This is a genomic window from Elusimicrobium simillimum, assembly GCF_049639735.1.
GTDB classification, from domain to species: domain Bacteria; phylum Elusimicrobiota; class Elusimicrobia; order Elusimicrobiales; family Elusimicrobiaceae; genus Elusimicrobium; species Elusimicrobium simillimum.
Map to the genome: position 1 here is coordinate 1360572 of NZ_JBEVVA010000003.1, position 14334 is coordinate 1374905.

At 44.3% G+C, this 14334-nt stretch carries 8 protein-coding genes and 1 tRNA gene; 2 read left to right on the forward strand and 7 right to left on the reverse strand.

Annotated features, from left to right (window positions below; translation table 11 throughout):
- Positions 1–81 precede the first annotated feature (81 nt).
- A complete protein-coding gene (locus AAIR98_RS07125; protein WP_423970247.1) occupies positions 82–567 on the forward strand; it encodes a type IV pilin protein in 486 nt (161 codons plus the stop codon).
- Positions 568–853: 286 nt separating this feature from the next.
- A tRNA-Asn gene (locus AAIR98_RS07130) sits at positions 854–925 on the forward strand.
- A gap of 111 nt (positions 926–1036) precedes the next feature.
- Here the strand turns inward: AAIR98_RS07130 and AAIR98_RS07135 are convergent.
- From AAIR98_RS07135 to AAIR98_RS07165, 7 genes are read right to left on the reverse strand one after another with little or no spacing between them, the layout of a single operon-like run.
- The gene (locus AAIR98_RS07135; RefSeq protein ID WP_423971503.1) at positions 1037–1588 is read right to left on the reverse strand and encodes a hypothetical protein; all 552 of its coding nucleotides are present in this window, start codon (positions 1586–1588) and stop codon (positions 1037–1039) included.
- Entirely contained in the window at positions 1569–1910 is a 342-nt protein-coding gene (locus AAIR98_RS07140) for a hypothetical protein (protein ID WP_423971504.1), read from the reverse strand. Before AAIR98_RS07140 ends, AAIR98_RS07135 begins: the two co-directional genes overlap by 20 nt.
- Positions 1907–2401, reverse strand: a complete 495-nt coding sequence (locus AAIR98_RS07145; RefSeq protein WP_423971505.1) for a glycoside hydrolase family protein — start codon at positions 2399–2401, stop codon at positions 1907–1909. The genes AAIR98_RS07140 and AAIR98_RS07145 overlap by 4 nt, the downstream gene beginning before the upstream one ends.
- Positions 2402–2410: 9 nt before the next feature.
- Positions 2411–2785: a hypothetical protein gene (locus AAIR98_RS07150; protein WP_423971506.1), complete on the reverse strand. Its 375-nt coding sequence runs from the start codon at positions 2783–2785 to the stop codon at positions 2411–2413.
- Complete coding sequence (locus tag AAIR98_RS07155) at positions 2785–3234, reverse strand: hypothetical protein (RefSeq protein ID WP_423971507.1); 450 nt, start codon at positions 3232–3234, stop codon at positions 2785–2787. The genes AAIR98_RS07150 and AAIR98_RS07155 overlap by 1 nt, the downstream gene beginning before the upstream one ends.
- A complete protein-coding gene (locus tag AAIR98_RS07160; RefSeq protein WP_423971508.1) occupies positions 3231–6182 on the reverse strand; it encodes a hypothetical protein in 2952 nt (983 codons plus the stop codon). The genes AAIR98_RS07155 and AAIR98_RS07160 overlap by 4 nt, the downstream gene beginning before the upstream one ends.
- Positions 6182–14332 carry an LPD3 domain-containing protein gene (locus AAIR98_RS07165; RefSeq protein ID WP_423971509.1) on the reverse strand — a complete coding sequence of 2717 codons (8151 nt, stop codon included), beginning with the start codon at positions 14330–14332 and terminating at the stop codon, positions 6182–6184. The genes AAIR98_RS07160 and AAIR98_RS07165 overlap by 1 nt, the downstream gene beginning before the upstream one ends.
- Positions 14333–14334 lie beyond the last annotated feature (2 nt).

Consider the following 14334-nt stretch of genomic DNA (forward strand, 5'->3'; position numbering starts at 1 on the left):
CTTATAACGCAGTATTAGGTTTTTTATTGCACTCTCAATTTCCTAATGTTATACTTAATATTATAAAAAGATGGAGGATTTATGAAAAAGGGTTTTACATTAATTGAGTTATTAGTAGTTGTTCTTATCATAGGCATTTTGGCCGCAATCGCTTTACCGCAATATACAAAAGCGGTGGAAAAGTCACGCGCGGCGGAAGCGCTGTTAATAGGCAAGGCAATAAAAGACGCCCAGGAAAGATACTACCTGGCCAACAACACCTACGCCGTAAGCACCGACGACCTTGACCTGGGCTTTACCACCACGCAGCCAAACACTAAAGACGCAGTGCTTACAAAAAACTTTAGGTATATTTTCGGCGCCGGCGCAACCGCGCAATCTCATGTATGGGTATCAAGATTAAACACAACCGACGCATACCACTTTAATATGTATTACACAAACACTCCCACAAAAGCTAATGTGGATAAGGTTGAATGCTCCGGCAATACCGCTAAAGCTAAAGAAATTTGCAAGGCTGTAGGTTTTACAAAAGAAGAAACCGGCGGCAGCTTCATACGTCCGTAAACGTCCCCAGCAAACTACAGCACGGTATTTTTTGCTTATTAAACCTGCGCTATAATAATGTTATAACGCAGGTTTAAATTTATCATTGCAAAGCCGTTTAACGTGTTAATAGAAAATATGTTTTAGCAAAACAAACAAGAGCCTCTTTACTTTATAAAAGTGTTTTGCAAAAGCGAGGCAAGCCTGCCGAGCGTATCAATAAGTAAATATGTTTTAGCAAAACTCTTTACTTTATAAAAGTGTTTTGCTAAAATATATGTGTAGTAAACAGTAAACACCAATTTATTCCTCGGTAGCTCAATGGTGGAGCATTCGACTGTTAATCGAAGGGTTGCTGGTTCGAGTCCAGCCCGGGGAGCACTTTAACCGTCTGAGCTGTGCTAGTAACTGTGCTAGTTAAACGCAGACAAAAACATTAAAAAAGACCTTACACAAAATTGTGCAAGGTCTTTTTTCTTAGACGTATAAACTATTTAAAATAGACAGCAAAACTCACACCTATACTTTTGGGCTTAATAAACAAACCAGCCGCAGCATTGTTTAAACCAATATCCGTTAAACGCATATCAGCAAAAGCAAAAGGCTCAATCTTCTCATTGTCGCTCAAATTAAAGCTTACGCCGCCCCCTGCGCCAAACCTGTTCCAATATGCCAGCCGTGCGCCTAGCCCCACGTTTACGTCTTTACCTGCCAGGAAGAACGCCCCGGGGGTAAGGGTAAAACCCTTATTTGTTACATCCGTCTCAGCTTCGCCGTCTAAGTTTACACGCACCGCCGCTTTCCCCTCAGAGGGTAAATATGAAACATTTTGTTTTATTTTCTCCTCTCCGGTAATTTTGTTAGTTACGCGCTGCGTAACAATAACTTTATTGTCTTTAACAACAGTCTCGTGCTTTATATTATCCGGCAGCACGGCAGGCGTGCCTGGGGACTGCAGGTTTTTAAGCCACAGCTGCAGGCCCAGGTACACGCACAATGCCGCAAGGACAATGCTTAACAGTCTATACAGACGGTTTAACATTATCTATAGCACCCCCCGCTTTTTTAACTATCTTTGGATTTATCGCTTTTAACGCCTTAAAGCAGCTTTGCTGCATACCTAAGGTTAACAGCCCTAAGAGTAAGCTGGGAAATATCCAATTTACAGCCTTGGAAAATACCCCCAGTTCTACAAAGGCCAGCCACGCAAGGCAGCCTAAAAGTATGCTTACCACAAAGGCGCGTAAGCTTTTCTTCCAGGTATCTTTATTGACACTGTCAATAAAATCCTGTAAACCTACTGAGGCTAACGCAGCAAAAAACATTGCCACAAAAAGCCCAATTCCTATCAATATTACGCTCATTTTATTTCTCCTGTTCTCATTATTTTTGACAACTTTTCAGCGCGTGGACCAACTTGCTGCTTCCACACACTGTCTAACATCTCTGCCGCCGCCTGCTCATAGCGGCCTACGGCAAGCGCAGCAAACATCTTTTTAAAGCCCGCAAGCTTAGGCTTACCCATGTTAAAACACATACTTACCAGCACATACTGTCGCTCTGAATCCAAATTATCAAAGCCAACATAGTCTGAGCCGCCGGGAAACAAATCTTTTACATCACGCACAGCCGCGTTAATATCATTGGTTAACATCAGGTCTATTTCATCAGGTCTAAACCCGTTATCTTCCAAATTACGGCCAACGCCGCCCGTAAGTTTCCCTTTTATTGTTTTTTTATTAGGCCCTATAGTTACGCCGTCCGCGTCGTCATACGGCTTTACGCGTATTGCTTCTTCTTCCTTTAAACGTCTTTTAATTTCCTGCATATACATTTTTGTTGTCATAATTATCATACCCACCTTTTACTTTGGAATTTTACCACTGCCCCAATAACCCAAAAGAATAGCACCCAGCAGCACAACCCACTGCAAAGCTGTGTTGAAAAACTTTTCTTTAGTGTCCTCAATGGGCTTCATAGACTTTTTCATAATAGCCATGTCCGTAAGCAACCCTGGCTTGCCGTTACCATACAGCGCACCCTCGTGTTTTTTGACAGTCTCTGCAATCTCACTATCCTTAGACTGCAGGTTGTTTACGTCTTTTTTTATAACCACAATGTCTGTTTTTACAAGGCTTACATCACCCTGTAAAGCGTCTAATTTTTTATTTATATTTTGCAGGTTATCTATAACCAGCCGGGTGGCCCGGCCCATGTCAGTGCGTTTTTCGTCACCCATTAGGCCACCTCACTGTCTGCAGCTTCAACCATTACGTTTTCTTCTTTCCTTAATGTTTCGGCCTGGGCAGCCAAAGTTTCTATTTCTTGCACACGCGCCCACACCTTTTCGGGCACTTGTAGCCCAACCTCGTACATGCTTATAAAAATATCCCTTACCGGGCGCGGCAGGCTATACTCAACCTCTAGCGCTTCTATTTTTTCTAGAGGAGTAGGTTCAACTACAGGCGCGGCAGGCTCTGTGCCCTCTATATAATAAATACCGTCATTACGCCAGTTATAACCAGGCATTATTTTTTTATCGGTAGATTTTATAATCAGCTTCTCTATCTGCCTACTTGTTACTTCTGTCATTTCTGCCGCAGAAACAATTTCAACCTCACTCTCTCCAGGTCGGCCAACAATCAAAATATTGCCGTCAAATTCGCCATAAAATACTATTTCACTCATATTACCTCTCCTTTCGCATAAACAAATCTAAAAGAAACTGGCGTTACCCCACCGTAACCAACCTTTAACACCTGCCCCTTATCAACATCAATATCAGTTGCTGTTGTTCTACCTGTAGTCGCTATTTCTGGCTGCTTATTAAGCACAAGAGTGGATAATGTGTTATCCGTAAACGTTTGCATATCCACACCTTGGTTAGAAGACGTAGTGGTAAACTTAAGGTTAAATTTTCCTTTCGCTGGCGCAATATATGTACTTCCACTAGCACCCAGAGTTAAGGTTGTGGATTTTTCACTCGGGGCACTCCAAGAAGTAATTTCTTTCTTATCCTGTCTTCCCAGGATGTCAACAATAGAAAACGGGGTCAGCGCGGTAACATTGCCGGAAGAATCCCTGTCCACACATAATACTACGGCAATTACATCAGCGCCTATAACGCCGCTGCCGCCAACATATCTAATTTTATTGTCTTTAGGGCTGTACCAAAATGCGGAAAGCGCGGCCGCTGGCTGCTCGTCCGCAACAAAGAAGCCATTATCAGCGCCTTCTATCAGCCCTTTACCCGCAGCGTTTATACCAACAAAAGCACGGCTTCTGGCAGCAGCATAACTTTGCGTTATATTCGCCGGGACAGTATATACCGAAGTTATTTTAGTACCGTCAGCTGCCCTGCCTTGCGGCCATAAAAGTTTAAGCCCAGCTTTTATGGTAAGCACATTACCCTCAATAGAATATATACCGTCAGGCGCGGCCAATATGCCGCACGATAACATAGCTGTATTAACCAGGTCCACATCAGCTTTTGCGTTAAAAAGCGCTTTCCCGGTATCAGATAAGTTAGACAAATCTTTATTTGCCAAAGCACTAAATTTACCCTCACCCGCTGCAGATAAGTTGGACAAATCCTTATTAGCGCCGTTTATCTTGCTCTCCCCGGCCACAGACAAGTTAGACAAATCTTTATTTGCTTTATCTGCAGTAGCCGCAGCTATAGCACTTTCCAGCGCGGCCGTCTTAACATCTACTTGCGCTGCAGTATAATAATTAGCCAGTGTTACTATGTCCACTTTCCCGGCCAGACGCTCGTAAATATCCTCCGGCAGTGAGCCCATTTTGCCTATCGGGTTCCATATCCCCAGCGTTTCATTCCACACGTAAATATAGTTATCAACGCCTACTAAATACGCGTCTTCTTTAGTACCCACAGGGTGCGCAGCTGACAGTTCTTCCGGCGTATCATAATGCGGCGCCTTTAAAGACGTCACTCCGCCCGGGTCACCCTTTTCGCCCTTAGGCCCCGCCGGGCCTATATCACTTTCAAACTCCCAGGAGTTCGGGCTTGCGGGTACAAAAACACCGCCCACAATTTGCCCTATATAAACGCCTGTATAAAGGCCCCATTCACTACCTGTGTATTTGTAGTTAAACTGAAAGTCTTTATTAAAAAATATTTTCCCGTCTTCAGTGGTTTGGGGGAAGCCGTGCCCGCCGTCTTGTTTAAATATTTCTGTCTTAAGCCTGTAATCTTGCATTAAGTAAACGTACCCGCCCTCAACATAATTCACAATCTTATCTGTTAAACGCAGTATTGTATCCTTAGGTATTCCGGCTTCAAACCCTTGCGCCATAGTCGCGTACAAATCGCCTTTTAAGGAAAATTCCACATCACCAGGCACCACAGCATATACAGCCAGTTCATAAACGTGCCAGCCGTTATTTACAACGTTTGTAGGGTCCCACGCTTTACCTATGGCTGTATTAGCCAGTATTCTTATGGCGTACGGGCCTGCAGGCAGCGCAACATTCGTCATATCAATTCTTCTTCTGATATATGGGTAGTCCTCGCCCTCAAAAGTTTTAACAGTGTTCCATGTTACCCCGTTATCAGGTGAAACTTGAACAAGAATAGAACGCGCTGCATAGTCTGTACTTTGTTGAAATTCTATAGCTGTTACCGGGTACATAATATTTTTTTGTCCCAAATACGCCGTACCCGCTGCGGCCGCGCCCAGCTGCTTGCTTATCCAGGTATTTAAAATTGTCCAAACACCGTCAAACCCTTGCGCAAGATAGTCCGCATTATCGTAGAACTCCCCGCTGGAAATAGCGTTAGCCAACGTTGCAATATTAGTTTCATGTTCATTATCATGCTTAAGTTCTACCGCGCCGGAAATAACGCACTGCCTTCTTTGGTTATAATAGCCCGCCATGCGGTAAGCTTCCTCAGCCCACTGCTTGGCCGAGCCGTCCGGGTATTCGTCAAGCCCGGCATTAGCGTATTTTTTAGCGTCTACGGCCGAGCGCCTGGCCATTTCGGCGTTATAAGAGGATGTGCTGGCCGCTTGTTGCGCCAATGTTTTAAATTCATAGGCATTATCTTTAAAAATCCCGGCGTTAAGTTCTGAGTCTTTTGCATTGCTTTCACTGCTTTTAGCTTTTTCTTCAGATGTTACTGCTTTTTCCGCGCTTTCCTGCGCAATAATGCTGGCGCGGCCTACTTCCGCAGCCAACCTCTCTAAGCGCGCTATAAGGTCTTTAGGGTCCTCTAACGGGCTGCCATACGGCGCCTGCAGCATACGCTTTTGCTCATACTTAAGTTCTTGTATACGCATGGCCACAATATCCAGGGCATACTCAATAGAAGCAGGGCTGTAGTCGCCCAAGTTCTGCAGTACAATTTCATTTTGCCCAAGCGGCGTTTCCCTTATAATAAGCAGGCGTTCTTTATCTGTTAAAGGCGCAAGTGGGCTGCTCTCCATTGGGTAAATAATTGTTTTTGTCGCCGCTACAACGGTAAAAGAATCTACTATTACCGTTTCCGTTCCGTCTTCAGCAATTTTGATAATTTTTAAATCATCAATATTTCTTAAACGAAAGTCCCACTGCCACTGTCTGTTTATCCCGTAGCCGTATTTCGGTATAGGGTTGTATGTTTCCTGTAAACTCATTATTTTTTCCTCTCTTTTTTACGTCTTCTTCTTGCCAAATCTCTCAACTCAAAATCCATGTCACCCTGGTAAATGTCTACAAAGTTAAAAAGTAAAGCATTAAAATAATTAGGGTACACAAACCACAGGCTGGCCGCCGTGGTGCTGCGCTCGGCAAGGTTTTGGTAATCTATTTCCTCACCCTTAATCAACTTACGCGCGCTGCTTAGCATTGTTTTTGCGGGCAGTATAGTGGCCTTATCAAGCGCCGTATTAAGCGGGTTTTTGCCTGAACTGTACATATTATCCAGCCCCAACAAGTCACCGCCTATAAGCGGCGCGGCCTCTTTAGTAAAAGGCGTTAACCCGCTGGCATACCTTAACATGGTATTGCCAAGCCACTTGTACCACTCCTCGTCTTCGTCAGGTATATTAAATGACAGTATTTCACTAAGCGCTGCGAACAATACAAACTTTTGAAAGCAAAACCAAAACAGCCTGACATATTCTTTGCGGTGTATATCTCTGCCTGTTTCACGCATAATTTTGTTAAGCTCTTTGTTAAAAAATGTCATAAACGGCGTAATCATTTTTACCCAAACATTGCGGCTTCTTTGTATGCTGGCGGTATTATATTTACGGCCGCTGCCTACCGTTCTGTCCACCACCATATTGGCGCGGCGTACAGCTTCTTCTTCTGTCAGCTGCATTTCGTTAATACCCTGTTCATAAGCAATTTTCCATGCGGGCAGCATAGATATATTGTCGGTAGTATTCATTAGCCAGTTAGCCACGTTAGACAGTCTGTCTTGCCCTAACTCCAGCGGGTTTTGGTATTCCGCAATTTGGCGCAGCGTATAATCAGCTGCGGCCGCGCGGTCTCTCATAAGCTGGCTTTTTGCAAAAATAGCTTCCTTATATGTCCTGCCCTTAGTGGTGTTTAAAATCATTTCTGTTAACATTGACCTGCTTTCAAGTATGGTTTTGGCCACTTCTTTTTTACCAAAACCGTCTACCACGTTTTCAAGCGTTCCAAAGTTAGACAGGTTCTGAAATAAAATACCCGGGTTAAACGCTAATGACGACACGCCCATACCGCGCCTTAAATGGTTTATAGCCACTTCCACAGCTTCTATTGTTCCGGCTTCTCGCAGCCCGCCGCCCAACATCATGCGGTAGTTGTCTATTTCCCTAAAATCCAAGTCACCTACAGTAGCGCGCAAAAGTTCGGCAAACTCGGTACGTCTAAAAAGCGCGTTCCAGTCATTCACAATTTCCCTAAAACATACGTCGTGCACTTGGTCCGCTATATTTTTGTACAGGTCCATAAAATCAACGCTTATGGGGTAGGTTACATTTTGCCTTGCTTGCACGTTGCCGCTGTCTGTGTAATAATTTTTAGCGGGTATATTTCTAAGTTTTTCCTGTTCTTCATATTTATATTTAGCTATAGTGCGCCTGTCCATAATACGCGGGTAATAGCCGCCGCTTACATATTTTGTTTTACCGTCAGCGGTGTTAATAGCAAAAGGGCTTGCTTCAATTTTAGGCGGGGCAAAGCCGCGCACACGTTCCTCTAAAGCAAACTGCTCTTTACCTATTACTTCTAACGCGTTCCATATAGCCTGCGCGACATCCCAATGCGCGGCCGTTAAGTATTTTTCAAACCAGCCGTTTAGCATAAACTCAGCGCTTTCCGTCCACTGCTCAAAGCTTCCCGTCCAGTCTGAAATAGGCTCGGCAAACAACACTTTTTTATTACTTTCGTTACCGTAGTTTAAGGCTAGTGTAAATAACTCCAGTTCTGTTAACGTCATGCCGTCGTCTAAATCTAATTTACGCACAGACATTTCTTTTAACCTCTCACGCCCCAGCCCGTTTTCCAGCACGGCGGTTATTGTGTTTATAAAACTTCTTATCATTTGGCTTTCTTTATCGGCCGCCACGTCTACAGGCGCGGCAAATAAATCCCTAAAATACCCGGTGTCTTTATAGCCGTCAATTTTATATACAATAGTATCCATTGTTTTTAACCATGGCCAAAGCCCGCCAAACACCTTTTTAAATACAAACAACACACCGCGTTTTTCTTTGGTACTTTGGCGTATTTTTTCTTTATTTCTGGCAATGACAGCCGGGCTAAAGTTATGTTTAAGTTCTTCAGTCAGCAGGTTAATTGTCTCGGTAATATCCTTACCGCGCGCAATCTTTTGAAACGTGTTCATTCTGTTAGAAGATGTCTGCAAAGTTTTTAAGGTAGAAATAACATCCGCCAATTCCTCATAAGTAAGTTCTTTGTAGGGCTTAGTGTTGCGCTCGTCCAGCACAAACTGCGGCAGCGCGGGCATATTAAGCTCTTTAGTCATATTTTGCGCGTATTCAAATAATGCTATTTCATGCGCGCCCTGCGCGTAGTCTTTACGCGGGAAGCCAAAGCGCGCTAATATCTCCGCCATTTGCTCAAAGTTAGCCCTGTTTTTAAAAGTCTTTTGTGGCGTAATTTGCATTTCACGTAAATATCTTCTTTTAGCTTCAATATCTTTTTTAACAATTACGGCTTCGGCGGCTATAGCCTGCCACAATAGCTGCTTCATTTTATGGCCCATAGCTTTAATATTTTCATTCACCCGGCTGTAAAGTCCGGCTTTTTTAGCTTCCTGTATAGCCATGCTGTACGGGCTGCGGAAGTTGCCCGCCTTGCCTATTACCTGTTTGGCCAGGTACGCCTTTGCCTTAATGCGGTATCTTTGTTTATAGTTTGTAATAAACTCTTTATTCGCAGCTTCCGGCAGCAGCCCGCGCACTTTATCTTGCAGTATTTTAAATTCAATTACCGCTTCGTCCTGTATACGCTCGTCTTTTAATATTATTTCCCTGGCCTTATCCTCAAGCGCTTGCGGGTTACCTAGCAGGCTGCCGTAGTCTTTCATGGCAGCGTCAAGGCGCGCGGCAACTTCTTCCTCAATAGGGCGCAGCTGCGCAAGCTTTCCGGCCATATCAATCTCACTTTCAAACAAGTCGGCGTTTAACTCATACAATCTGTTAAAGCGTGTAGCGTCCAACGCGCTAAGCTTGCCGTCCAAATAGTCCTGCGCCACGCCGCCCGGGTAACGTTTAAATTCAAAGCGTACAATGTCGGCCGCTTTATAATCCACGTCTTCTTTTATCTCTTTTCTTATTTTCTTTTCGGCGGCTTTTTGGTAGCGGCTTCTTTTACGCTGCTCACCCTCTGTTAATTCTTTCATTAACAGCGCAAACAGTTCAAGTTTTGCCTTTTCTTTGGCGGCCTCGTCCAATCCGCCCAATATTATAGAACTGGCTATTTTGCTGTCTTCAGCCAGCGTAGCTCTGTCTATAGCGTCTTCAGCGGCAAGCAGGCGGTCCATAACATTGGCAATATCGTCACTTAAAACAAGGCCCTCAGCCACAATACCGTTTTTATAAACTTTTACAAGCCACTTCCTAATATCAGCAAACAGTTTTTTAAGCCCGGGCACAGGCGCTTTACCTTGCATAAGGTAGGCTTCAAACCCGCGCGCAAACATTTCTTCCTGGTGGTATTGCACCGCCCTGGCCGCTTCGCTGTCCATAGAAGCCGCGCCAAGCGCAACATCTTTTACAAATTCTTTACCGCCTCGCTGTTCTATTTCTTTAAGTACGGCCGCGCGTTGCGCAAGGGTAAGGCGGCCGTCTTTTTTTATAGCTTCAACAACAAAGTCATATCCCTCGCCCTGCCACTTTTTAAGCGTGTCAAAATCTTTCTGCATAGCTTCAGTAATTTGCCCGGCCGCTACCAAATTTCTTAAATCGTCAGAAATATAGTGCGCCACCTCATGTAGCAAGGTAGAAAAGTTAGCATGCTCAGTCAGGTGTATAACAGGGTTGCCCTGCTCGTCTTTAAGAAAAGCGCCTTGTACTCTGCTTTCATTTTCCTGCAGCTTAATATTTTGTTTGTTGGAATCAAGCCCAAACACAGACATAATACCGTTCTTAAGCTTATCCCACAAAGATGTTTCCGCCTGCGCAATAGCGCGTTGCTCCTGCACATCCAACAGATTTATAGCAGTATCATCGAAAACAACATAATTATAACTACCGTCACCCTGATTGCGTGAAGAACCATCTAAATATCTAATACCCTTAATATTAAAATCATTAAGTTTTTTAGAAGCTTTTTCTTCTGAATCAAAAGCTAGAGATAGCATATGATAATAATAAGAACCCTTAGCAGCACTTAGATAAGTATCTATATTCTCTGCGCCATTTCCTGGTCCCAAAAATATTCTTTTTTCGCGGGAATCCAAACTAGCTGCTAGTTGTTTAAAAATTTCCTTATTCTTAATGCTAAGCCCTTTATCCCAATCAAGCAAAACATTGTTTTCTGGAATATCTACTGTATAAAGTTTGCTTTCAACATCAAAATCTATTTCATTATCCTCTGAAAGTGTATTAAGATAGCCATAAATATCTTGTTCAAGCTTATAATTTAGAGATTTTTTTCCATAAGAGGACAAACGTTCTTTTGTTTCAGCAACAGCGCCGATATAACCATAGTCATAAATTCTACGAACTGCAGTTATTTTTTCCTCTCCTGTTACGCGCACTCCATCAACCGTAGGTCTTTCTTTTCCAAGACGATTTTTATACCATTGAGCCACTTCTTTTTTACCAGCAAAATATAATCCCCAACCATATGCCTGGACTCCCTCCCCACTTCCAATTTTGTCAAGGTTAAAACTATTAAAAGTATGGGGTGAGCCATGAAAAGCCATTTGATAGCTAACAGAACCACCCTTGATTTTTTGTTGTTTATCCGCTATACTATTTACAGTTCCTTCCTGCCCGGGGCCTACAATGTTCCCCGGTGATGTGGAAGGGACTTCTTTTTGCTTAAGGCTCATTAACGTATAAAACTTTTTATTATTCTTTGTCTCGCCAATATCGGCCTGTATTAAATACTTTTTCTCACCAATATTTACAAACCCTTTAAGATAGTGAAACCTTATAAAATCGTCTTTTCTTTCACCCTTTTCAAAGTAGCGTGAAGCGCCGTCATAATTAGCGTTTTTAATAAAATCTAAAAGCTTAGGCAGCAATCTAAGTTTAATGGCGTTGCCCTGGGCGCTTTTCAGCTTTTCCCAGCCTTTCCCGGTAACTATAATATTCCCTATGTCCGCCCTCTCCGTGCCTTTACCCTGCAGTTCTTTTTGGTAGTATTCTTTAGCGGCAAGCTTAAGGTCAGAATATTTAGTTAAATCCTTACCGGAATATTCTTCAAGTTCACGGCCGCTTAACTCAACAACAGGCGCTTTCGGCACCTCTGTTTGAAAAGGCACATCCGCCGTGCTTGGAACATTAGCCCCTAAATTTTGATCGGATTTTAAAGCTTCGGCCGTTAGCTCGTGCTCCGCCAGCGCAGCGTCGCCAATTTCCACGCCCTGCGCCGCCAGGTCTTTAAGCAGCATTTTGTGAAACTCGCGGTATTCTTTACCATTGGGCAGCTTTACACGCCCCTCTTTTTCCCAAGCTGCTTTAAATTCCTGCGCTGTCATATTGCCCATATTGTTTACAACCGAAGCAAGGTCTTTTGCGCTGACCCTACCTCTTTGCCCTGGCGCTACGTAAGCGCTTATTTCGCCATTTAACGCGTTTAAAAGGGTATTAACGTCAGGTGTTACACCAGCTTCCAAATATTGCGGGTATTTACCGCCCTCAAAAATGGAGTACGCCATTTCACCCGGCGCGCGGCCGCCGGGCCGCACAACGCCCTTTGCCGCGCTTTCTTTATCTGTAAAATTTGCAAACTCGCCGCTTTCGGCAATACCGTCAATATTAATGCCGCCCAGGCTTATTATTTCGTCTATTACAGGCGTAAGGCTGCCCTGCTGCTGCATTTCAAAGTTTTCTTTAATAGCGGTGGTTTCATTTACAATCTCTCTTGCTATCATACTAGCCATAGTCGCCAAGTTCTTTTGTCTCGCACTTAACTCTGTTTGTATTTTAGGCAGCTTAAAATTAACTTCAGTTTCTGTTTTATCAATGTCCAAACCCTTAGCTTTAACCGCTGTATAAAGCCCTACAATTTTAGCGGCCGCAGTTTTGTTTTGCTCCCATTGTGCTGCGGTTATGTTCTCCGGGCGCGCGGCTTTATTAAAGTTTTCTAAAAGGCGGCTTTCTGTATACTGCGCTACCTCTTGCGCTTCAGTATTGTTTTTTATGCTTTCCTGCAGCTTTTGCACCACATCCATACTGGCGGCGCGCTCCATGTCCGCAACTTCATTTACGCTCAAGTCTTCAGGCTTAAATTTAACATCGTTTTTAAGCTGCTCATATAAGCTTTTATTATTCTTAGCCACAGTACGCGCAAGCATGGTCCACTTAGCGGTAGGTATTTGTATATACGGCGTGTCCAGGCTGTCGCTTAGCGCCGCCTCATCCGCTATACCCAGTTCGCTTACCGCTGCCTGCACGTCTTGCGTTGTGGCGCTTAGCACTTGGTAAAGCGCGTCTTTATTCATATAAATATCGCTTACGCCTTGCGTTTCTGCAATATCTTGCAGCACTACTTTAGCCGCGTCAGGGTTTTTGTCGGCAATTTCCATATTGTCGGCCGCGTTTACAAAAGCTTCAGCGTTACGCTGCGCGGCGTTGGCTGTCGCCCTCAAATTCATATGGTTGTAATATGACGCGCCGCCGCCCAAAATAACCATTGGTATAACGCCAGTCAGCGTAGGTACTATAACCTGCGCGGCCTGCGCTATTTTTTCGTCGTCAGATAATTTTCTAAATTCCCATGCCTGGCGGTCTTCGGGTGAAAGTAAGTGCAAGTTTTTATCAATTTCATTTACGCTCAGCCCGTATCTTGTTTTAAGGTTAAACGCTATATCCATAGCTTCGGCAAAATCATAGCCCGGGTTTTCTTTCAACCTGTTGCCGCCCTCTATACTTACTACTTCCTGCGTAAACTCCGTGGCAGGCTCGGTAAACAAAACACCGCCGCTGGCAAGCGCCTTTTTTACCGCGTTGCCAAAACTCATGTTTTCAAATTGTGACGGGTTTTGCGCGATATATCCTACAGCCTTACCAAGCGCGGGGTATTCTTTAGCAGCCGCGCCAAAAGCCGGGTTAGCAATAACACTTTTTATACTCTTTCCGGCAACACCCCTTAAAGCTTTAGTTGCGGGCTTAAGCACACCGCCCACAATAATAACGTCCCCGGCCACCTCAATACCAGCGCTTATCACCCCTACGTTTCTGGCCATGCTCCACGCTGCGGCCGAATCTATTTTATTACCGTTTATATCCGTATAATCCCTATACTCCAGGTAAGCAAGCCCGGCTTCCATTTGGTATGCGTCCCTGCCCATACCAAAAAGCAATCCGCCCTGTGCGCCCACTTTCGCGCCGCCTATCATACCGGGCACCACACCGGGGCCGCCTGTAGCTATAGCGCCGCCTACGCCGCCCACAACCGCGCCGCCCAGGCCACCAGCCACAGCCCACGGCCCGCCATACACCATACTTGCGCCTATTTGTGTGCTTGTTTCACCCATGTTATAGGCCCAGTTACCGCTAAAAAAGTTTTTTTCTTTTTCATTATGCTGCGGTATACTCATTATTTCAGACTGCAGCCTGTTTATTTTTTCAAGTTCTTGGGAATAGTCCGCGCCCTTGCCCTCTTTTTTAGCCATATTAACGGCCGTTTTAGCTATTTGTCTTTGTTTTAGCGCCAGGCTGCCGCCGTTTATGGTGCTTCTTAAATATCTTTCCGCTGCGCCCATTTTACCGTAATAGCTTTTAATATACGGTTCAACCTTAGCGTCGGCCATATACTTTACGGTGCTGGGGTTAGCTGTTTCATTATTTGCAAAAACGCTTAACTCGTACAAGTCTTTTTGTTGTCTTATATTGTCCAAGTTGGCATACACCACCTCAACAGGCGTGCCAAACACTTTTGACAGCCTTGCAGCTTCATTCATACCCTCACTGTCAATATCTTTGTTTTTGTGGTAAAGTTCCACAATTTCCTTACGCCTGGTATTACCATAACTAAGGCGCGGCAACCCCTCTGCGTAGCTGGCGGGCGCGGCCGTTGCGGCCGGGTTGTCCTCTGCTGCGGGTTTATAATCAAGTTTAGGTAGTGTGCTTGCGTAATTATTGTTGTTTTCCATAG

Excerpts from the sequence above, each read along its gene's own strand:
- AAIR98_RS07125 (WP_423970247.1), top strand. The coding sequence starts at position 82 with ATGAAAAAGGGTTTTACATTAATTGAGTTATTAGTAGTTGTTCTTATC.
- AAIR98_RS07155 (WP_423971507.1), bottom strand. The coding sequence starts at position 3,234 with ATGAGTGAAATAGTATTTTATGGCGAATTTGACGGCAATATTTTGATT.
- AAIR98_RS07165 (WP_423971509.1), bottom strand. The coding sequence starts at position 14,332 with ATGGAAAACAACAATAATTACGCAAGCACACTACCTAAACTTGATTAT.
- AAIR98_RS07145 (WP_423971505.1), bottom strand. The coding sequence starts at position 2,401 with ATGATAATTATGACAACAAAAATGTATATGCAGGAAATTAAAAGACGT.
- AAIR98_RS07140 (WP_423971504.1), bottom strand. The coding sequence starts at position 1,910 with ATGAGCGTAATATTGATAGGAATTGGGCTTTTTGTGGCAATGTTTTTT.
- AAIR98_RS07135 (WP_423971503.1), bottom strand. The coding sequence starts at position 1,588 with ATGTTAAACCGTCTGTATAGACTGTTAAGCATTGTCCTTGCGGCATTG.
- AAIR98_RS07150 (WP_423971506.1), bottom strand. The coding sequence starts at position 2,785 with ATGGGTGACGAAAAACGCACTGACATGGGCCGGGCCACCCGGCTGGTT.
- AAIR98_RS07160 (WP_423971508.1), bottom strand. The coding sequence starts at position 6,182 with ATGAGTTTACAGGAAACATACAACCCTATACCGAAATACGGCTACGGG.